18 protein-coding genes are annotated in these 20,052 nt (G+C 48.8%); 9 read left to right on the top strand and 9 right to left on the bottom strand.

What is annotated here, in order from left to right:
* Positions 1 to 58 precede the first annotated feature (58 nt).
* Positions 59 to 1,615: an efflux RND transporter periplasmic adaptor subunit gene (locus tag OXH00_17720; protein MCY3742858.1), complete on the bottom strand. Its 1,557-nt coding sequence runs from the start codon at positions 1,613 to 1,615 to the stop codon at positions 59 to 61.
* Positions 1,605 to 2,147, bottom strand: coding sequence for a peptide-methionine (S)-S-oxide reductase MsrA (msrA, locus tag OXH00_17715; protein ID MCY3742857.1), 543 nt, complete (start codon positions 2,145 to 2,147; stop codon positions 1,605 to 1,607). The genes OXH00_17720 and msrA overlap by 11 nt, the downstream gene beginning before the upstream one ends.
* 220 nt (positions 2,148 to 2,367) lie before the next feature.
* On the opposite strand from msrA, the gene OXH00_17710 reads away from it, so the two are divergent.
* On the top strand, positions 2,368 to 3,042 hold the full coding sequence (locus OXH00_17710; GenBank protein ID MCY3742856.1) for a HEAT repeat domain-containing protein: 675 nt from the start codon (positions 2,368 to 2,370) through the stop codon (positions 3,040 to 3,042).
* Positions 3,043 to 3,044: 2 nt separating this feature from the next.
* On the opposite strand, the gene OXH00_17705 is transcribed toward OXH00_17710, so the two are convergent.
* From OXH00_17705 to OXH00_17695, 3 genes are all read right to left on the bottom strand, one after another.
* Positions 3,045 to 4,004: a DUF6178 family protein gene (locus OXH00_17705; protein ID MCY3742855.1), complete on the bottom strand. Its 960-nt coding sequence runs from the start codon at positions 4,002 to 4,004 to the stop codon at positions 3,045 to 3,047.
* A complete protein-coding gene (locus OXH00_17700; protein ID MCY3742854.1) occupies positions 3,991 to 4,794 on the bottom strand; it encodes a DUF6178 family protein in 804 nt (267 codons plus the stop codon). Before OXH00_17700 ends, OXH00_17705 begins: the two co-directional genes overlap by 14 nt.
* A gap of 76 nt (positions 4,795 to 4,870) precedes the next feature.
* Positions 4,871 to 5,635, bottom strand: a complete 765-nt coding sequence (locus tag OXH00_17695; protein MCY3742853.1) for a sugar phosphate isomerase/epimerase — start codon at positions 5,633 to 5,635, stop codon at positions 4,871 to 4,873.
* A 250-nt stretch (positions 5,636 to 5,885) separates the two neighbouring features.
* Here OXH00_17695 and OXH00_17690 point away from each other — a divergent pair, with 250 nt between their 5' ends.
* The 6 genes from OXH00_17690 (at position 5,886) to OXH00_17665 (ending at position 11,311) form a co-directional block, all read left to right on the top strand.
* The gene (locus OXH00_17690; protein MCY3742852.1) at positions 5,886 to 6,665 is read left to right on the top strand and encodes a hypothetical protein; all 780 of its coding nucleotides are present in this window, start codon (positions 5,886 to 5,888) and stop codon (positions 6,663 to 6,665) included.
* A gap of 75 nt (positions 6,666 to 6,740) precedes the next feature.
* Positions 6,741 to 7,544: a hypothetical protein gene (locus OXH00_17685; GenBank protein ID MCY3742851.1), complete on the top strand. Its 804-nt coding sequence runs from the start codon at positions 6,741 to 6,743 to the stop codon at positions 7,542 to 7,544.
* Between the two features lie 21 nt (positions 7,545 to 7,565).
* The gene (locus OXH00_17680; GenBank protein MCY3742850.1) at positions 7,566 to 8,222 is read left to right on the top strand and encodes a hypothetical protein; all 657 of its coding nucleotides are present in this window, start codon (positions 7,566 to 7,568) and stop codon (positions 8,220 to 8,222) included.
* A complete protein-coding gene (locus tag OXH00_17675; GenBank protein MCY3742849.1) occupies positions 8,219 to 9,100 on the top strand; it encodes a formylglycine-generating enzyme family protein in 882 nt (293 codons plus the stop codon). The genes OXH00_17680 and OXH00_17675 overlap by 4 nt, the downstream gene beginning before the upstream one ends.
* A gap of 46 nt (positions 9,101 to 9,146) precedes the next feature.
* Complete coding sequence (locus OXH00_17670; protein MCY3742848.1) at positions 9,147 to 10,769, top strand: CRTAC1 family protein; 1,623 nt, start codon at positions 9,147 to 9,149, stop codon at positions 10,767 to 10,769.
* A 185-nt stretch (positions 10,770 to 10,954) separates the two neighbouring features.
* On the top strand, positions 10,955 to 11,311 hold the full coding sequence (locus OXH00_17665; protein ID MCY3742847.1) for a hypothetical protein: 357 nt from the start codon (positions 10,955 to 10,957) through the stop codon (positions 11,309 to 11,311).
* Here OXH00_17665 and OXH00_17660 read toward each other — a convergent pair.
* On the bottom strand, positions 11,286 to 12,638 hold the full coding sequence (locus OXH00_17660; protein MCY3742846.1) for a mandelate racemase/muconate lactonizing enzyme family protein: 1,353 nt from the start codon (positions 12,636 to 12,638) through the stop codon (positions 11,286 to 11,288). The two genes, OXH00_17665 and OXH00_17660, sit on opposite strands and share 26 nt — an antisense overlap.
* 127 nt (positions 12,639 to 12,765) lie before the next feature.
* Between OXH00_17660 and OXH00_17655 the strand changes: the two genes are divergently transcribed.
* On the top strand, positions 12,766 to 14,004 hold the full coding sequence (locus OXH00_17655; GenBank protein ID MCY3742845.1) for a serine hydroxymethyltransferase: 1,239 nt from the start codon (positions 12,766 to 12,768) through the stop codon (positions 14,002 to 14,004).
* Positions 14,005 to 14,184: 180 nt separating this feature from the next.
* Here the strand turns inward: OXH00_17655 and OXH00_17650 are convergent, their stop codons facing one another.
* On the bottom strand, positions 14,185 to 15,174 hold the full coding sequence (locus tag OXH00_17650; protein MCY3742844.1) for a hypothetical protein: 990 nt from the start codon (positions 15,172 to 15,174) through the stop codon (positions 14,185 to 14,187).
* A 260-nt stretch (positions 15,175 to 15,434) separates the two neighbouring features.
* The gene (locus OXH00_17645) at positions 15,435 to 17,099 is read right to left on the bottom strand and encodes a sigma-70 family RNA polymerase sigma factor (protein ID MCY3742843.1); all 1,665 of its coding nucleotides are present in this window, start codon (positions 17,097 to 17,099) and stop codon (positions 15,435 to 15,437) included.
* 293 nt (positions 17,100 to 17,392) lie between these two features.
* On the opposite strand from OXH00_17645, the gene OXH00_17640 reads away from it, so the two are divergent.
* On the top strand, positions 17,393 to 18,814 hold the full coding sequence (locus OXH00_17640) for a sulfatase-like hydrolase/transferase (protein ID MCY3742842.1): 1,422 nt from the start codon (positions 17,393 to 17,395) through the stop codon (positions 18,812 to 18,814).
* Positions 18,815 to 18,844: 30 nt separating this feature from the next.
* Here OXH00_17640 and OXH00_17635 read toward each other — a convergent pair whose 3' ends face one another.
* On the bottom strand, positions 18,845 to 19,873 hold the full coding sequence (locus OXH00_17635) for a hypothetical protein (protein MCY3742841.1): 1,029 nt from the start codon (positions 19,871 to 19,873) through the stop codon (positions 18,845 to 18,847).
* Between the last annotated feature and the right edge of the window lie 179 nt (positions 19,874 to 20,052).

Raw genomic sequence — 20,052 nt, 5'->3', positions numbered from 1 at the left:
AGCGCGGTTTGAAATCGCGCTTACCATTCCTAAATCGGGTTTACACGCCGCTATCCATCTAATCGGATGCAATGGACACCTTTGCCCCGTCTTGTAAGCGGTGTTGTTCATCACTAATTACCCGTGTGCCTCTGGCGAGTTGTGAGGCAACCTCAATTTCACCACTATAAACGCCGCCAACGTTCACCTGTTTCGTACGTGCCACGTTTCCCTCAACAACAAAAATAGTACCGCTACCGTTCTGGATATTCAAGACTGAGCGCAACGGAAGCAGTTGGACGTTCTTTCGTTCACCCGTTTTGATGGAAACCGTGATAGCCGTCCCGGGTTTGAGGCTGTTTTCGGAATTCGGTACTGTCGCGTGAACAAGCACGGTGTTGTTGTCAGGGTTAACAGTCGGACTGATGAAAGCAACCGTGCCGACAATATTCCGAATACCAGAATCCGTAGAAATCAAGACGAGATCGCCGTTATTAATGCGGCGCGCGGCTCCGGCAGGCATGTTCCAAACTGCTTTAAGAATATCTACTGCGACCACGGTAAATGTCGGTTTTGCTGTAGGCGATGAGGCAGGTTGGGCATAATCGCTGACGTTCAGGTGTTGCGTTGCGATAACACCATCAATCGGGGATTTGATCGTTGCATCACTTAACTGCTCCTGTGCCAACTTCAGTTGTTCCGAGGCTTGTGTTACTGCCGCTTTAGCGATGTCGATCTCGCCTTCCCAGGACTTTGCTTCGATGAGTTTCTGGGCTGTGTTGAGGCTGGCTTGCGCTTGGGTGACCTTCGATTCCGCTGAGGCGATCTCGCGTTCCCAACCGCGGCTCTCCACAATCTTCTGAGCGACCGCTAATTCTGCTTTCGCCTTCTCCACGGAAGGATGTGTCGCGCCTTCCTCAAACTGCCCTGCTGTAACCTTAGCTTCTTCTAAACGGGTTTCCGCCAATTTCAAACGTTTGTCTACGGATTCAAAATTGCTATCACTGATGAGTTGTTTTTCGTGAAGTGACTTGTTGCGATCAAAATTCGCTTTCGCATCATCGCGCTCCACGCGCGCGCGTTCCAACGCTTGTTCTGCATTTGTTTTAGATTTTTCAATTGTTTCTTTCGCTGCTTGATATGTGATCTCTGCCTGTGTGAGTTGATTACGGATGCGCATTTCGGCGAGAGATTTTGTCTCGACAAGTGTTGCTTGTGCTGCCATCAATGTCTCCTGTGCAACCGCTAATTGCGATTCAACACGTGCTTGTGCACTGGCTTGCGTCGTTATAAGTCGCGATTGTGCACTGCTTAATGCGGATTCGGCACGTATGACGGCGAGCGCAGCTTCTTTTGAGCTGCTCTGTGCAAGCACATCGCCTTTCGCTACACTTTGCCCTACTTTTCCGGCGAGTGAAACAAGTTTACCCGAAACATTGGCAAATACTTTAACTTCAGCCTTGGGTTGTAGATGTCCGGTGTAATCCTTCGCCGAGACAAATGTCCCGCGCCTTGGCGTTGTAACAGATACAGTTACCGGTGATGCAGTATTTTGCGCCACCACGGTGCTAACACTGAAGCAACAGATGACGAAAAGCCATAGTAACTGCCTTTTTAAAACATGTTTACTGCTCATTTTTGAGTTTGTCCTTAAAATCCTTTGTGAATTTTCGCATCTTCGGGTGGATTACAAATTGGCAGTACGGCTGCCTTGAATTTAAAAGAAAATAGTTCTGGTGATAATCTTCGGCAGGATAGAAGGTGTCAATAGGTGTGATCTCTGTGACAATCGGATCGTCCCACATATTAGATTTATCCATCTCTGCTTTAGATTGTTCGGCGATGCGCTGTTGTTCCTCTGAGTGATAGAAAATCGCGGAACGGTACTGCGTGCCGACATCAGCCCCCTGCCGATTTAACGTTGTTGCGTCGTGCGTGTGCCAAAGCACTTCCAAGAGTTCCTCGTAAGAGATGGCTGTCGGATCGAATTGGATCTGGATCACTTCAGCGTGTCCCGTCATCCCCATACACACGGCTTGATAAGTCGGGTTGACGGTGGTGCCACCTGTGTATCCTGAGACGACCTCGTGAACGCCTTCCAATTGCTGAAAGACTGCCTCAACACACCAAAAACAGCCCGCACCGAATGTCGCTGTCTCTAATTTCATTTTTTATCACGGTTTTCGCACCGTGGCGAACCCCGTACTTCTCCTTTTGTGTTTTGTAACGTGGATTTGCTGGCGAGGTTTCTGATCTCGCCTTTCTTCGCTTCGCAACCTTGTATGACTTGAAAGGGCAGAGACGTTTGATTCTCCATTTTCTGATCGAATCTTCACCCCCAGGTGCTGTAACTTGCAAAAAGCAAGCAGCTGTGGTATATTAGGTGCTATGCAACGTCTTCTTTTAATCCCCATACTTCTCTGCCTGATAGCGTGTCAATCGCAGGAACAGCAGGCAGAAACGCTTGTTGCCGAGTTTAGTGCAACGGAGGCAATCCGCCGTACCGAAGCGTCCAAAGCCTTAGTCGCAATGGGATCCGAGGCGATTGATGCCCTCATTCGCGGATTATCCAATGAAAATTCGCAGATTCGTGAGATGTCGGCGTGGACGCTCAGCGAAATCGGGGTCCCAGCTGCCCGCATTGCACCTGCCCTTATTTCAATCCTCGCCGATCCGGACGAAAACATCCGTGTTGTCGGTTCTGTCGCGCTACAGAATTTGGGTGAACCTGCTGTGCCGTATCTTATTGATGCCTTAAAAGCCGAATCAATGGAGATTCGATTGAATGCGGCTTACGCGTTAGGCGAGATCAGCACACCGCTGGATACAATTCTCCCCGCACTTATTAGCACACTTACAGACCCGGAATGGAACGTCCGCCGCCTTGTCGTGCGCGCCTTGGTTACGATTGGATCCCCCGCAGTTGAATCGTTAATCCAAGCACTCAATTCGGATGATCCTGACCTTCGCCGTATGGCAGAACGCGCTTTAAGCGACATCGGGACTCCAGAAGCACGTCGAGCAATCGCTGACGCGAAGCGACAATTTCCCTCTGACCGCTAAGGTTATTGAGACGGAGCCGCCTGTCCCTCAATGCGGAGGCAATCGTCCCAATAGGCGACAGCGTAGTTTTTTACAGGTTCAGGTTGCTGTGCCTGTTCGAGATACTTTGCAATCCAGTCGAGCAGCTGCTGCCGGAAGGAGTCTCGGATCTCACCGTCAACATAAGCCAATTGGTGAAAATCCTGCCGAGCGTCCTCGTCCAACTGGAAGTCAACTTGACGGTAAAGTACAAGGTTAGCTATCAATCCGAGCGTGAGGTATTCAATCGGATTCGGAAAGATACTGAGCGGCGGATCTAACACGAATAGATTATCTAACGGCAAGGCTTTCACGTAATCGCATCGATGCTCGATGCATGCCAGTTGTCGGTCAAGCATTTCGACTTCAGCCAAGTGGAGGAGCGGACGTGGGGTCTCGGTATCCCTGATTGTCACCTGAAGTGTCCGGATGGAGGTCCGATATATCAGCAACGCCTTTAGAAATTCGAGTTCTGCTTGTGTATAGATTTGGATGCCTTCGATCTCCAAGTCGGTATAATTGGTGCCGAGAAGCCGCTCTTCATCTCTACTGGGTGGCAGAATCACGGCATGTTCTAAAAGGTGGCGCGCCCTGTCGAGCAATTTCTCCATTAACGTATTACCGATTTGGAAAAACTTAACAGTCCGGGTTTTATGAAGGAGTTGCGCCGCTTTGTCCAGATCACCTTTGCTGCCGTATTCCAATCCGAGACTGGTGAGCGTAAAGGCAGTTTGGATATGCGTCCGAAGTGCTGATTCGTCAGAGAGGTCTGCCGTCTTCATTGTGATGAGTTTATGCGCAATGGCGGCGATATTTTGGTAAAGTGCATCTGCCTGCTCGCGCGAAGTATGACCGAGGGTATCGCCGTGCGCCAATGCTCGCGCGAGGAATAGCCGTCCGTCAAGACTTGCCTCAGCGACGAGAGAAAACTTATTCGTTGTCATCGTCTTCTCCGTCTTCATCAAATGAAATCGAATCTAAGTCAACTTTTTCCATGAGGTCGGCTTCCGTGACATCAACGCCTGCTGCCTTATCGCGTTCGACGACACGCTCGGCTCTGTCTGCCTGTGCGGCATCGAAAATAGCGGCAAGTTCTGCCTCAACATCACCCTCAGTATCAATTGCAAAGAGTTCGGTGATGAGCATCTCAAATACCTCATGATCCGCTTCCCAGATAGCGTCGGAAATTGCCCGGGCGCGTTCGTCGGCGTAATCAATCGCGTGAGAAGTTGGATCCAGAAGTCCACTTTCAAGAAGCAATCCAGCGTGTTGGTCTTGAAGTTTGATACGTCCGTGGAGGAGTGCTGCGAGTAGACGGATATCTAATTCTCTGAGAAACCGCCCCAGTTCGTCCCGATCACACTCAGAGAGTTCAAAGAGCCAGAGGTCCAATGACGCTTCATCAAGTTTGCCCTCGCGCCAGACGGCAATATCTAATAGTTCCTCAAATTGATCGTTTGACAGACACGGCAGCAGTGCCGAGGCGAGTCCTGAGCCGAGCATGGTGTCCAAAACTTGGAGTACATCTTCAGTCGGACTTTCCTGAATGAGTTCCGTACAATCCGGGACGAGATAGTAGAGTTGCTCGCGTGCTCTTGGGTTGCGGGTTGCACTGAGAATCTCCAATTGCTGTTGCTTTCCGTAGCTTTGAAAGAGTTGCTCTGCTTCGCGCGTCGGTAAGGACAGCAGCTTCTTGCTTTCGGAGCGTGGGATTATCGTTTTTGGGCTGTTCATGCCAACTCCTCCATGTAAGACGTTCCGATGTTGAAACTACGAATCTTCGATAACAGATGGCACTTTTGCGGTTGCCTCAAAAATTGTTCCTCACGAAATTGAGATTCTTTGCAGCAGACGCAACCGGATCGTCCTTACCGGGCGTTTCGAGTACAAACCAACTATCATATCCTACAGCGTGCGCAGCGTCAAAGACTGCCGGAAAATCGACATCACCTTCGCCAGCGTGATTGCCACCAGTGTCCTTGATGTGCATCTGTGTGATTGCGCTGCCCAAGCTCCGAATTTCAGATGGCGAATCGTAGCCTAATCCCGTGGCGTTCCCCATATCGTAATAGACCCCAACAGCTGATGAACCGACGTTATCAATAATTTGCTGGTGTTGTTCCGCGCTTAATGTCGATTCAATTGCGAGAAAGACCCCGTGTTTTTCGGCGGTTTCCGCGGCGGCTTTGAGTCCATCAATAAACCGCGGCGCCCTGATATGCTCGTCTTGGATTTGTCCGCCTCCAAAAAAGGGCACCAGAATCACTTTCGCGCCAAGTTGTGGGGCAGTTTCTGCGAGATATTGCAACTTCGCAATCCCTTCGCTGCGTGTGCTGTCGGTCGGATGCATAAACGAAAAAGCAGTGAAACCGCCCGGCGACAGTGAGGACACCTCAATGCCTGCGGCTTCTGCCAAACTGTTCACCGTATCAATCCCACCATCCTGCCAGAGGGCATGTTCACGGTAATTGGCTCCCATACAAAGTTCGATACCATCAAACCCAATATCTTTTGCTTTCTGAAACGATTCTTCAAAGGAAACGGGCAGCATTCCATCCCGAATACCTACCTTCATAATCTGCCTCCTAAAGGAAATAACATGTAATTGAGCGTGAATCTCGGTCAATTCTGAATTTTAACATAGTCTTAACGCGAATTGCAAGGAGATCTGCAATCTTTTTTCGGCTAATTTTAAATACGAAATAGTAAGAAAAAAGTTGAATTTTTCTAATTGGTGTGGTAATATATACAAGATTAATCACCTGTACAGGCGGTACCAAAACGGATCGGTGCTGTTCTGTACGAAAAAATAGAGAGGATATGTAATGAAACAGATTACTTGTATAGTTGCAATTTTGCTTCTATCTGCATACGTCATTCCCGGTGTTTTCGCACAAACATTGATGAGCGATGAATTCACTGGAGCCGGTCAAGATCTTCAATCTTTCTGGCAAGTCAAGGATGGCGACAAAAGCCCCTGGGAGTTGAAGGGTGGCATGCTCATGGCTGAAGCAGGTTTCGATCAAAATGTGTGGACGGATGATACCAGCACACGTTTCTATCAGGTCACGGATCAGGACCAGTTTGACATCGAAACGGCAATGACTGTTGATTATGGGGATGCTTGCACGGTTGCTGGCATTATTGTGTATTCAGCAACGACGAAGGATCACCAAGACCGTGATGGTCAGTGGGTGACGTTGAAGTTGTGGGGGCGCGGTGCTGCGCAAGGCAACAATGCGGTGCTCCAATACCAACGTCGTCAAAATGATTCTGCTGATTTGGGATATGTCGGTACACAACCCGACTACAACCCAAGTCAAGGGGTCATTCCTGTTGAATTGCGCGTCAAGCGTGACGGCGACGACTATGAGTCTTGGTTCAAACCGAACGCGGAAGGGGACTGGGTCTCCGTCGGTAAGGTGACCAACGAACTCGCTGAACCGCTTGAGGTTGGCATCTATGTCGGTATTTGTGAAGGCGCAAGCGATGCTGGCAGGATGACGGTCACATTTGACTATTTCCGGGAAGCCTCAAGCCCCGCAACGCCTGTTGATCCACGCGATCGACTCGCCGTCACGTGGGGTGAATTGAAAAGACAGTAGCAGCGATCAATGTTCGCGGCTTTTTTCAATCGCTGGCGGTTCCAAATACCGCCAGCATTTTTATGGAGACAAAATATGAAAATAGCAATTATTCTATCGTTTATAGGTTTTACGATGCTTTTTGGCACACTCCCTGCTGAAGCGGCACCTTCTCTCGGTGATCCGTTTGATGGAAACGCTCTAAAAAATCCAAATTGGAAATGGAAAACTTCCGACGAAGAGGGCGTTGAACCAAAAAAATGGGATATGGGCAAAACGAAAGCCGGATGGCTTCATGTCACCGGTGAACTGAATCGCAATCTCTGGCCCTCGGACACAACGAACCGCCTCTATCAGGAACATGAAGGTGATTTTGATGTAGAAACGCATCTCTACATGGATTATGAAGATGCTTGCGTGGTTGCAGGTATCGCTGCCTACTCGCCAACAACGAAGGACCGTCAAGGCCGTGACGGCGAATGGGTGACGATCAAACTCTGGGGACGCGGACCCGCAAACGGAAATAATGCCGTTATCCAGTACCAAAAACGGCAGTTTGATGGTGGCGAAGGGCTTGCTGGTACAGTTCCCAATTTCCAAGACCCTGCAGGCGAAATGGATATTTACATGCGACTCCGCCGTGAGGGTGATGCCTTCACAGCGTGGTGGAAACGGAAAACCAACGACAAATGGATTGACATCGGCGAAACCGAACAGGAATTTGATGAACCGCTTGAGGTCGGCATTTACGTCGGTATCTGTGACAGCAAAGGCAAGCAGATTGCGCAGTATGAGTACTTTGAAGACCTTCTCGTGCCGTTTGATGTTTCGCCGCGTGCGAAATTGCCAATCGCTTGGGGCGACCTAAAACGCCGGCATAGCGTGCCACGTGGTCGTTAGCGTTACTTAAGAGAAGCTATCATGAGCATGTATGAAATGCGCGTCATTGATTTGAAGGAGCTGTCGGTCAGTAATTTCATTGAATTCTTGCGTATGGAAATACTTAATGTGCATGGATATGGACCTACCTTTTTCGGACGGGTTCGGTACGCTCTCAATGGTGTTGAACAAAAAGAAGGATTGCCCATGGATCTGAGCAAAGGAATTTTCATTGCGACTCTTAGGGATGACCAATTAGGAGACATTCCGCGCGAGAAATTGGAAAAAACTTTGCAAAAGGCATCGGGAGAGATTATTGATATTGTTCGGAAAGCCCTAAGTAGGAAGGAGTTTTTGCTTAATGATGATTATATAGGACATGATGAAGACTGTTCTGTGGGGGAATTGGGCGAAATTTCTGAAAGCATTCTTGAGAATATCTTAGAAGATTACCCTTATCTGGAATATGATAAATCCTTTTCTAAACCGCCTGATGTTTTGAAGTGCCGTGTTACCAAGCCCAAAAGTCCACGGGATGTAGAAGATATTTTTGAAATAGCCAATAGATTCCGCATCGCCACCGGCGAGAATTATATAGTAGCATACGGCGGATCCTCTAGCACTGGCGATAATCTTGATGAAGTCTGGACCAGATTTTCTTTAAGGAGATTTGATTTTCAAGAAGCTAAGTCGAAATGAAATGTGCCTATTTTTCGATGCTTGTTCTCATTCTTGTGATCTGTGGTGATTTTGCTGTTGCTGAAGTTAATGAAGCAGCTCGGCGAATTCTTGAGACTATAGAATGGGTCGCTATTCCTAAAGGTGCGTTCCTGATGGGTTCAACCCCTGAAGAAGCAAACGCCGCTTATCAGGACGCAAAATTGCGGAGTTCCATGCTTGAGCAGCACACTTTTGATGCCGAACTGCCACAACATCAAGTCTACCTGAATGCCTACGAAATCTCGCGGTATGAAATTACGAACGCACAGTATCGTGCTTTTATTGAAGCAACGAACCGCCCTACACCCCGCGGACACAACGGCGAAAAAACGTGGGAAGATGAAACCCTCAACGGCGACACGCAACCCATTGTCGGTGTAACGTGGTTTGATGCCCAAGCGTTTGCAGAATGGATTGGCGGAAGCCTCCCGACTGAAGCGCAATGGGAGCGCGCAGCACGCGGCACAAAGGCGCGCGTATACCCTTGGGGCGATACACCCCCGAAAGCGCGTCAGCATGCTAACTTCGCACGCCGCTACAATCGTCCGATGCCGGTGGGTCAATTTCCGAAAGGCGAGTCCCCGGACGGTATCGCGGATCTCGCTGGGAACGTGTGGGAGTGGTGCCTCGATGAATACAGTCTGACAACCTATCAGCGAAACGGAGAAGATGTATCCCGAAATCCGCTCAATCTCCGTTTTCGCGACGTACTTCGCGCAAGAGTTATTCGAGGCGGTGCGTGGGATGTCGGCAGGGCGTTCCTCCGTTCAAGTTTGCGCTTCAAATTTTATCCGCTGGATTCAACACATACTATCGGGTTTCGAGTCGTCCGTCCGCGCCCAGAAATCAAAAACTAATCCGCCTATCGCTATGTTCCAACTCAAACACTACCGGTCTTACTTGTTGACCCTTTTCCTTCTCATGCTTCCACTGCTTGGTAGGGCTGAACCTTATTTCCGCGACCTGACCGATGCCATGGGGCTTGACTTCAAGCATATCAATGGCTTTTCTGCCGAGCGCCGACTCGTTGAAACGATGGGCAGCGGCGGCGCACTCTTTGACTTCGATAACGATGAAGACCTGGATCTTTACCTCGTTCAAGGCAATGCGCTTTCTTCATCAACAGCATCTCTGCCCACAAACCGTCTATATCGAAACGACGCTGGTGTTTTCGTTGATGTCACAGTATCTGCAAACGTTGCAGATACAGGTTACGGACTCGGTGCTGTCGCTGCGGATTACGATTCTGATGGGGACCGCGACCTATACGTAACGAACTTGGGAGAAAATGTGCTTTATCGCAACAATGGTGATGGCACGTTTACCGACGTAACCGAGCAGGCGCAAGTCGGTTGTCCGCTACTGAGTGCGAGTGCCGCGTTCGCTGATATTGATAGGGATGGGGATTTGGATCTCTATGTTTGCAACTACGTTGAATACGCACTCGAAACCGACATCCCGTGCTATTACAAGAACATCTTGCGTATCTACTGTGGCCCCAACGAATATCACGGCATCGCCGATGTGCTTTACCGTAATAATGGTGATGGCACGTTTACAGATATTACCGAAGCCGCCGGGGTCTATGAACCGACGACGCGTGGGTTAGGTGTTGTCTTTACAGATGTGGACAGCGATGGCTGGTTGGACATCTATGTCGCAAACGATATGTCTCCGAATACGCTTTTTATGAATCAAGGTGACGGGACTTTTCGCGAAGAAGGTGTCCTCCGCGGCGTTGCCTACAACGGCGACGGTTTGGCAAACGGGTCAATGGGAATAGACGCAGCAGACTATGATAACGACGGCGACATTGATCTCTGGGTATCAAATTTTTCGTTGGAAGCGAACTGCCTCATGCAAAACGATGGCGACGGCTATTTTGAGGATGTAACATTTGACACAAACCTCGCTGACCCGTCCTTCTATTCCCTCGGCTTCGGCACCCGTTTCATTGATTTCGATAACGACGGTTGGTTAGATATACTCGTGGGAAATGGACACATCTGGGACAACGTAAAACAGATTGACGCGAAGATGCGTTACGCGCAACCTGTGCAACTGTTTCATAACCGAGGCGGTACCTCAGAGAACGATGTAGTCTTCACTGAAATTACTGCTGAAGCGGGTTTGGATGAAACGCTTTATGTGGTGCGCGGCATGCTGTTCGGGGATATAGATATGGATGGCGATGTGGATGTCGTGCTGTGTCAGTCCAACCGTCCGGCGGTCATCTTGCGTAACGAGATCGGCAATGCGAACGCGTGGCTAACGGTGAAATTGGTCGGTACAGATGGGAACACGGATGCAATCGGTGCGCAGGTTCAACTGGAGACGCAAGGTATGACATTCCTGAGAGAAGTCATCTGTGGGGCAAGTTATCTGTCAGGCAATGATCTCCGCCTCTCATTCGGGTTAGGCGATGCCTCAGGCATAGATAGTTTCAAGATTCGTTGGCACAATGGGAGCGTTCAGCAATTAGATGGCACACCAGTGCGGCAATTTATAATATTTTCACAGCATTGACACTTTTCGCTGTTAATACTACAATGGACGATAAGGTGGCATTAAGAGATGGCTATTTTTTTAAGAGCCAAGGTGTGTAGCCCGTAACGTAGTGGACGGGTTTTGCTTGGGGGTTTCTTCAGATATACGGAAAGGAACGTGAAATTTCTAACCTACTTGACCGAACCGCAAGGTAAATTAAAAATATGAAGATCGTTGAAGAGAGAGAGGCGTGGATTCACACGCATTTTATCGTTGATAGTTTTTTCATCACGGTGCAGGAGTGTCAGCAAATTTCTATTAGCGTTGAACCGGAACTGATGCAATTGGGGATCCAATATGGGTTGACGTATAACATCGCGCCATCAAAACATCGCGCTATCATCGTTCTTGAATGTATACCGTTTGATTCGGTCAAAGTGGTTGTAAAAGAATTGATTGATGCCGCGATTAAAGATTTCCCCGTCCGACTTCCTGAACAGCGAAATGTTGTTACCAATATTACTGTCTCGGATCAGGAAACAGCAGGGACGGATGTTAGTGACCAAGTCCAGGTGCAGTAAGGATTTGCGTTCCGACGGTGCCATCGGTAATATTGAAGATTGAGGGGAATTCATCTCGCCAACCGTCGTTGGCACTCGGACAGAATTGGCGTGAGTTGCCTTCAATCGCTGTCACACCGGGGATACGCGCGGCGAGTCCGGCGGAGTGTAAAAACGATGCTCCGGGGCATGTCAGGTCCTGTACGGCGAGGAACATATTATATTCTGCGGCGGCAGCACCCATTAGCAATGCCTGAGACTGTCCTTTGCATGCCTTGAGCGCGACACCGGAATACCCTTGCTCACGTGCCAGTAAGAAAGTTTCAAAATCAGTCAGTGATTCGTCTATCACCACCGGTTTGATCTCGGCGGCTTTTTGCATCTTGTTTTCGGGATGTGCTTTCAGGTCCCGATCGGTCGGTTGTTCGATGTAGGCGAGGCGTTGAAAGGCGTTCGGTTCTGTTTCTTGGATCTGACTAAGGAATTCCAGTAGGTATTCGACGTTTTGACAGGTTTCGTTAAAATCAGCGGAGTAGTGCCAAGTGTCAACACCATGTTTCGCCTGTGTTTCCGCGGTGACTTTATCAATCGCGAGGACGCGCGCGACATCCCAATCGAGATCGTCGCCGTTCAATTTAATTTTCAGGTGCGTCAATCCGTCAGTGACAATCCATTCGGGAAGCGTCTCCGGTAGACCGTCATTGAGACGTTCTGCGATATCCGCGTCCGTAAGAGGATCCAGGGCACCAATGAGATGGTAGAGCGGCATATTAGACTTCGGTTGGCGCGCGGTATATTGGTCGAGATATTTTCCAGTGAACCGTTCATTCAAAAAGTGAGATAAATCCGCCTGAATGAAGGCTTTACCTAAACCATTGTAACTATTGATACCGTTTGCTTTTCCGAATGCATCGTGGATAGCGGCATCAATAGGGCTTGTTGTAACGACGGTGCAGAGTTTCGGCATCGGCGATGCGAGCTGCATAGCCTCTGACAATTCATCGGCAATACGTAAGAATTCGGGTTCAAGCACTTCAGAGAGTTCCAGTGGATGCGCGCATAATTCGCAATCTTGTGTTGCTGCTACCGCCAATTCGGCGAGTTTTTTCATCGCTGTGAGGCTCTGGTCAAAAGGCGCGTAGCGCGGCGGGAATGCCCAGACGTTTCCAAGCGGCATGGAACCTTTCCCTTCTGCCTCTTTTCCATCGCGCGTCTGGACTTGCATGCGGACGTTAAAGAGGACGCAGTGATCTGTCGGCACGCCGCCGAACTTCAATGGGGTGCGGTATTGGTGTTCTTCAAAGTCGTAATGAACGTCAAGGATACGGATATCTGTCGGTTTTGGCATAATGTCCTCATTGCAGTGTATATTTTCTTTCATCGTAACCGATTTTTGACCCCACGTCAAGCAATTTATCTTTTTGTGGACGGCACACGGTGTGTGCCTACTACTTTGTCAACGGAGGTTTCTTCCTATGACACATAACGCGAAAGTCCAAAAACTCACTTCACTTCTCGATAAACATCAAACATATCGGGACACCTGTCTCAATCTCATCGCTTCGGAGAACACACCTTCACCGTTGGTTGAAGAACTTTTTGACGAACGGTTGGCACGGCGGTATGGGAATTATTCTGGAGTTGACATTTATCAACGGAATTACAAGGGCAACCGCTATATTGCCGAAATAGAGGGATACACACAGGCGTTAGCTAAGGAGCTTTTCGGCGCAGCACATGTCGATTTCCGCCCATTATCAGGGAACATCGCAGGGATTGCAACGACGTTCGCGTTAGCAAAGCCGGGCGATACAGCATTAGAGGTCCATAATGGACACCACTATGCCGAGAAACTACTCTCCTCACCGCTCAAGATAGGACTCCAATCCATTCCGATTCCCTGGGACGGACAGCGTTCAAACATTGATCTGGATGCAACGCTTGAACTAATTGCGAAACACAAACCGAGAATCGTCAACGTCGGCTCTGGTGTGTTTCTCTTCCCGCAACCCGTGCGTGAGTTGAAAGAAGCAATGCGCCAAGCGAATCCTGATTCCTACCTCATCTACGATGCTTCACACGTCATTGGACTCATCGCGGGTAAGCGGTTTCAATCGCCGTTTGAAGAAAGCGCGGATGTGATTATTTCCAGCACGCATAAGACGCTTGCGGGACCGCAGGGTGGGATGGTTTTGATGAACGATGAATCTATTGCTGAGCGGGTTGCGCGGGGTGTCTATCCGTTGTTGATGAGCAATCACCATCTGAATCGGTTACCGGCGTTAGCAGGAACGTTTATAGAGTGGATGGAATGCGGTGAAGCACAGGCAGACGCGATTGTAGCGAACGCAAAAGCACTCGGTCAAGCGTTAGCCGAACGCGGTGTTCCAATGCTCGGTGCCGATCTCGGCTTCACAGAATCGCATACCTTGATACTGATTGTAGATAAGTATGGGGAAGGCAGCGCGCTCGCAAACCATCTCGAAGCGTGCCATATTATTACGGGGGCGGCGGGATTATCGCCGGAAGTCGGAACATCCGGATTGCGTATCGGTGTTCAGGAGGTCACCCGATGGGGCATGACACCAGAAGACGCACCAGACATCGCAGAGTGTATTGTCTCTGCACTCTCTGGCGGTACCCCTGAAGAACTCAAACCAAAAGTCGCAAAAGTCGCACGTCGTTTTGATGCGATCCAGTTCACTGTTGACTGAGAACGGGAACATAGGTGCAGTTTCCCCAAGGTCCGGTAGGTGCGGTTTTGCGGTGTACTCACCGAAATTTGGTTTCCCACACGCGGAGACCAAATTTTGCTTCGCAGCGAGAATGCTTTACATTTACGATCTGCATTCCCAACCGCACCGGACTGCTACTTTCGTTTCTCCAAAAGCACACTATTTCTGCTTCAATTTCCCCCACGTTGTGGTTAATAATTCTACATTAGGTTGAACAGGCAACGCTGCAGGATCAAACCAATCTGCTCTACTGTTATGTCCCTTATGTGTGAGTTGCGTCTTTGCACGACTTCTCACATCAATCTTAAAGAGTTGTGTAGAACCTCTGACTTCCTGTTGATAGATGATTTCGTCTCCGTCCGGGGACCAAGTCGGTCGGAGTGCGTCCGGTCCCTTTTCTGAAACAAGTTTTCGCAATTGGCTTCCATCACGGTTGATAAGATAAATTGTTTCTTCATCCTGCCAAGCGATTGCGTCTGCCTGATTTTGTATTGCCCTAAATTTATGTAGAACAAAAGCAATTTGCTTTCCATCCGGAGACCAAGCCGGATGGCTCTTATATGGATACTTCTCAAGTTCGCCAAGAAGGACTTTTTGTTTGCGCGTTTGGACGTTAAGAAGGCGAAGTTCATGACCTTGCTTGCGTTTATAGTAGATAAAGGCAATTTGATTTCCATCCAGAGACCAAGCGGGATCCCCAACACTTCCAAAGCCAGTCTGTGCTACAGGTTCAATTGATTTACCATCTACCGTTGCAATGTAAAGGACGGCATCGCTCACGGACGCAATTCGCTTTCCATCAGGAGACCACGTTGCACTGGATCTACTGCGCCAATTGTCAAGAACTTTTCTTATCTTATTTCCATCTGCATCCATGAGATACAGACTTTCACCGCCTTCTCGGAAGGAGACAAAGAGAATTTGTTCGCCTGTTGGAGACCAGACTGGCGAAAAATCTGCTGCTGCATCTTGTGTAAGGTTTACAGCATCACTGCCGTCAGGGTTCATGGTCCAGATATCCCAATTCCCATCTCGGTTGGATGAAAATACGATTTTAGCGGTCGATGGTGCTTTCGCCCATACGGGTGTTCCATTGTTGAACAGTAAAAAACTAATACAACAAAGTAGGACAAAAAATCTGATGCTCATAGTTTTTCTCCTTTCGGATTTGGAATTCTTCATTGGTTTCGCTCGATTTCTTGACTCAGTATTTGTAACTAAGCAATATTAAATAATAATCTCTCAGTTTTTTCGGTAGGTGCCGATGCCGAGCTCGTAGGGGCGGGGTTTCCCCGCCCGTCATTGATGTAAAATGTGCATATTTAATATTCAAACTTGCTTATAATGAAGTAAAAAAATGAATAAACATCTTGTAGCGGAAACCGTCTTGTGAGTGCCCGCAAACTTACTTAAGGTTCGTCCGGCGATGTCGGAGACACAAACCAATCTGGGTCCCTATTGGCTCCCTCGTGTGTAAGTTGGGTCTTGGCACGGCTATTCACATCAATCTTGAAAAACTGCCGGATATCTCCGACTTCTGGTAGATGGATTCCCTGCTGATAAATAATTTCATCGCCATCTGGGGACCACGTCGGATGGAGTGCGTCGGGTCCCTTCTCTGAAACGAGTTGTTGTAAGTTACTCCCATCGCGGTTAATAATGTAAATCGTTTCTTCATCCTGCCAAGCGAATGCGTCTGTGTGACTTAATATCGGTCTGAATTTGTGTAGAACGAAGGCAATTTGTTTTCCGTTGGGAGACCACGCTGGATCAAGCTTAACTGGATACTTCTCTAATTCGCCGAGAAGGACAGTTTGTTTGAGCGTTTCAACGTTGAGAAGGCGGAGTTCATAGCCCTGTTTGGGCTTATAATGGATGAAGGCGATTTCCTTTCCATCCGGGGACCAAGCGGGATCACCAACACTTCCAAAGCCCGTCTGTGCCACTGGCGCAACTGATTTGCTATCTATTGTTATAATATAGAGCACGCTATCGCTCACAGATGCAATTCGTTTTCCGTCAGGTGCCCACGTCGCGTCAGATCTACTGTGCCAATTATCAAACACACGCCGTATATTGCTTCCATCGGCATCCATGAGATATAGACTTTCACCGCCTTCTCGGAAGGAGACGAACAGAATCTGTTCGCCTGTTGGAGACCAAGTTGGCTTAAAGTCACTTGCCACATCTCCTGTAAGATTCACAGGATCACTTCCGTCTGGATTCATCGTCCAGATATCCCAATTGCCATCTCGGTTAGAGGCAAAAACGACTTTTCCGGTTTTCGGTGCTGTCGCTGCGAGAGAATCTGCGGAGTCAGAGGACAACCCGAAACGTTTGAAGTAGTGATACCCGATGCCTAACACCAATAATGCTGCAACCAGAATAGATGCAGTGATTGCCCACGGTGCAAACCTTTGACTTCCACCGGTAGACGGCGTAGGCGTGATACGCGAAACCTCCCTCATGATATTCTCAGTGAAATTCGGCGCGATTTGGAAACCGCTTAAAGCCTCTCGAACCATCGGTTCTTCTCTCTTCAAACGCTGCTGCGCACGACGGAGCCGACTTTTAATCGTGCCCACCGATGTCCCTAAAAACTCACTGATCTCTTCATGCGTCATTTCTGCAAAGTAATGGAGCGTGATAACGGTCCGTTCATTCTCCCGTAATTTGGAAAGCAATTTTTCAACGACCTCGCGCTGCGCTTCTGCTGTCATTTGCTCGTTCTCCTGAATCACGTACCCCGAATACGTTGCTTGTTCCAATTGCGCATGGCTTGTGTGTTCCAGCGACTGTGTGGACAAACGCTTTTTACGCAGCCATGCAATACAGCCCCGTGTCGCGATTACAGACAGCCAACGGGCAAAGCGGTGCGGTTTCTTCAACGTTGCCAACTCCTTATATGCTTTCAGGAAAGCGTCCTGCGTAATCTCTTCAGCGATGTGGAAATCTCCGACTTTCCGCCACACAAGTGCGTGAACCGGCTTCTGGTATTTTCTCACAATCACAGAGAACGCGTTCTCATCGCCTGCAAGGACGCGTTGGATCAGTTCGACATCGTCGTTTTTCATCGGTCATCTCCAGAAAGGGATAATTTCATAATTTCGCAATCAGACATATAGTGACGCGACTTACCGCTAAAATAGATGCATAATTCCGAAAAAAGCGAAAGAAATTTATAGAAAACTAAAAATTCTGACATTTATCGAAGTTATGTTCACACGACTAAAGGCGTTGCCTAAGAGCGTGTCGTGTTATGAAAATGCGTTTTGTTTTCAAAAAGTCGCTTAAAGTATATGTTGAAATAAAATAGCAGATTTGATAATTTTAGGAAATAGAACAGTCGAACGAAATGGAGGCAAAAATGCGTTCACCGAATATAATTTTAATGATGTGCGACGACCTTGGATATGGCGATGTCGGATTTAACGGAAATGAAATTATCAAAACTCCGAATTTGGACAGACTAGCGAGTGATGGGATCCGATTTACGCGGTTTTATGCGGGCGGACCGGTCTGTTCCCCGACGCGCGGGACGTGTTTGACCGGGCGACATTATTTTCGGTACGGCATAACACATGCCAATCGTGGGCACTTACCCGCACAGGAAATGACACTCGCGCGCATGCTAAAATCGTTTGGCTATGCAACCGGACATTTTGGAAAATGGCATCTTGGAACGCTGGACCCGAATTATTCGGGGAAGCCTAATCGTAATCCGGCACGTAATTACGCGCCGCCGTGGGAGCGGGATTACGATGCATCTTTTGCCACGGAGTATGCAGTGCCAACTTGGGACCCCGCAGTAGGTGTCCAGGGTGGCGGTAGGCGTTCGGACCGTCCGTGGGCGTCGCCTTACTACGAGAATGGAGAACTGGCTACGGAGAATCTAAAAGGATGCGATTCACGAGTGTTGATGGATCGCGCAATCGCATTTATTGAACAAACGCTTGAAAAGGGTGAACCGTTCTTTACGACAATCTGGTTTCACGCGCCGCATACCCCGGTCTTTGCCGGACCGGAATACCGCAAAATGTACGCCGAATACAGCGAAAATGAGCAACACTATTACGGCTGTATTACTGCAATAGACGATCAGGTGGGACGGTTGTATCACACTTTGGCAGCATGGGGCGCATCCCAAAACACGATGATCTGGTTCTGTTCGGACAACGGACCCGAAGGGCGCACAGGTCAAGAGGGTCGTAACCGTGGCTCAACAGGCGGCTTGCGCGGACGCAAACGTTCTTTGTTTGACGGTGGTGTCGGCGTGCCTGCCCTCTTGCACTGGCCGGGTCATGCAGACCCCGGACGTGTGGTCGAAATGCCGTGCAGCACCTTGGATTATTTCCCAACAATCGCCGAAACTATGCAATTTGAAATGCCCGATCATCGTCCTATTGACGGTATCAGTCTGCTACCGACCATTGAAGGAGACATGACAGAACGTCCGACCCCGATTCCGTATCGGTTCAATAGTGGAAAAGAGTCGATGTTTCACGCACCGACCCTCGCTATGATGGATAACCGATATAAATGCTTGACCAATCTATCAAGTGATGGCAGCGAAGATTTGTGTTTTGATATGATTGAAGACCGCGCGGAAACCATCAACTTGGCAGACGGACAACGCGAGCGGTTAGGGCAAACCCGCGAGTCCCTGCGTCAATGGCTCCAGTCATGTGAGGTGAGTCATAAGGGTGGTGATTATGGTGAGGCGTTTGAACCTGTTGCGCCGTTTGAAGAAGTCACAGGTGATTGGTTGTCAAGAAGAAACAGAAATTAGTTCAGGGTCATATTTGTCTCTAAAAGCGGACTATTTCTGTTTCAATTTAGCCCAGATCGTTGTGAGCAGTTGCGGTTGCGGCCGGACAGACAAGGCAAACGCTGGATCAAACCAATCTGCCTCTTTATTTGTCCCATGCCGTGTCAGTTGTTTTAGATCACCACCGTTTAAATCGGTTTTGTAAAGTTGTGTGTCCGAAACATTTCTGCCCTCTCTTGGCGGTTTTTCAACAATATGTTCGTAGATAAGTTCGTTGCCATCCGGAGACCACACCGGATTGACTTCCGAAAGCGCAGGGTCCCCAATCGGTGCCAGAATCCGCTTCACTTTTTGTCCGTGACGATCGGCAATGAAAAGCGCGCTATCTTGTCCAAGTCCCAACTTTCCCCAAGAAAAGGCGATTAGGTCCCCTATTGGAGACCACGCAGGTGTTTCCATTAAGGGTAGTTCTTCGGGCAAAAATGACTCTTCAACACGCGTCTGTACGTTAAAAAAAACAATTTTGGTATTCACCAGCGGTCCGATCCCATCTATAAACGGAACGTTCACAACAAAGGCTATCTCGGTTCCATCAGGGGACCAGCTCGGATCTGCCACCGCGTGACCCACCCAAGTGATTCGCTGTTCAACTCGGTTATCTATCGATGCAATGTGGAGTTCCCGATTGTCGTGCCAACGTCCTTTCTGATAAGCAATCCATTTTCCGTCGGGCGACCACGTGGGAGCACTTCTATGCGTCGCCTCGTCAAAGACGCGTCGCACATCTGTTCCATCGGCGTCCATGAGATAGAGGTCGGCTTCTCCATCACGACTGGAGACAAAAAGAATTTGTGTGCCTGTGGGTGAGAAGGCGGGCATATAATCCTGGCTGGGGTGGTGCGTTAAATTGATTTGTCGGCTGCCATCGGGGTTCATCAGATGGATTTCCCTATTACCATCTCGGTTGGATGAGAATGCAATTTTAGAGACTCCGGGTGCCTGAGCGAAGACGAGGCAGGCACTTATACATAACAAATTCAAAACCAAACCACATAAAATGAACAAATTCATATTTTTCATAAAAGTATCCTACTCCTGTTTCAATTTGCTCCACATCGTTGTGAGTAATGCTGTGTTAGGTTGGACAGGCAACGCTGCAGGGTCAAACCAATCGCTTGCGTGATTATTCCCGTGATGTGTCAGTTGTTTGACCGCACGACTGTTGATATCGATCTTGAAGATTTGTTGTGTCTTATCTA

This window comes from Candidatus Poribacteria bacterium (genome assembly GCA_026706025.1).
In the GTDB taxonomy this organism is placed as follows: Bacteria; Poribacteria; WGA-4E; order WGA-4E; family WGA-3G; genus WGA-3G.
Note: the sequence above shows the minus strand (reverse complement) of the source record. Positions and strands in the feature narration are given on the sequence as shown.

Excerpts from the sequence above, each read along its gene's own strand:
- OXH00_17720 (MCY3742858.1), bottom strand. The coding sequence starts at position 1,615 with ATGAGCAGTAAACATGTTTTAAAAAGGCAGTTACTATGGCTTTTCGTC.
- msrA (MCY3742857.1), bottom strand. The coding sequence starts at position 2,147 with ATGAAATTAGAGACAGCGACATTCGGTGCGGGCTGTTTTTGGTGTGTT.
- OXH00_17710 (MCY3742856.1), top strand. The coding sequence starts at position 2,368 with ATGCAACGTCTTCTTTTAATCCCCATACTTCTCTGCCTGATAGCGTGT.
- OXH00_17705 (MCY3742855.1), bottom strand. The coding sequence starts at position 4,004 with ATGACAACGAATAAGTTTTCTCTCGTCGCTGAGGCAAGTCTTGACGGA.
- OXH00_17700 (MCY3742854.1), bottom strand. The coding sequence starts at position 4,794 with ATGAACAGCCCAAAAACGATAATCCCACGCTCCGAAAGCAAGAAGCTG.
- OXH00_17695 (MCY3742853.1), bottom strand. The coding sequence starts at position 5,635 with ATGAAGGTAGGTATTCGGGATGGAATGCTGCCCGTTTCCTTTGAAGAA.
- OXH00_17690 (MCY3742852.1), top strand. The coding sequence starts at position 5,886 with ATGAAACAGATTACTTGTATAGTTGCAATTTTGCTTCTATCTGCATAC.
- OXH00_17685 (MCY3742851.1), top strand. The coding sequence starts at position 6,741 with ATGAAAATAGCAATTATTCTATCGTTTATAGGTTTTACGATGCTTTTT.
- OXH00_17680 (MCY3742850.1), top strand. The coding sequence starts at position 7,566 with ATGAGCATGTATGAAATGCGCGTCATTGATTTGAAGGAGCTGTCGGTC.
- OXH00_17675 (MCY3742849.1), top strand. The coding sequence starts at position 8,219 with ATGAAATGTGCCTATTTTTCGATGCTTGTTCTCATTCTTGTGATCTGT.
- OXH00_17665 (MCY3742847.1), top strand. The coding sequence starts at position 10,955 with ATGAAGATCGTTGAAGAGAGAGAGGCGTGGATTCACACGCATTTTATC.
- OXH00_17660 (MCY3742846.1), bottom strand. The coding sequence starts at position 12,638 with ATGCCAAAACCGACAGATATCCGTATCCTTGACGTTCATTACGACTTT.
- OXH00_17655 (MCY3742845.1), top strand. The coding sequence starts at position 12,766 with ATGACACATAACGCGAAAGTCCAAAAACTCACTTCACTTCTCGATAAA.
- OXH00_17650 (MCY3742844.1), bottom strand. The coding sequence starts at position 15,174 with ATGAGCATCAGATTTTTTGTCCTACTTTGTTGTATTAGTTTTTTACTG.
- OXH00_17645 (MCY3742843.1), bottom strand. The coding sequence starts at position 17,099 with ATGAAAAACGACGATGTCGAACTGATCCAACGCGTCCTTGCAGGCGAT.
- OXH00_17640 (MCY3742842.1), top strand. The coding sequence starts at position 17,393 with ATGCGTTCACCGAATATAATTTTAATGATGTGCGACGACCTTGGATAT.
- OXH00_17635 (MCY3742841.1), bottom strand. The coding sequence starts at position 19,873 with ATGAAAAATATGAATTTGTTCATTTTATGTGGTTTGGTTTTGAATTTG.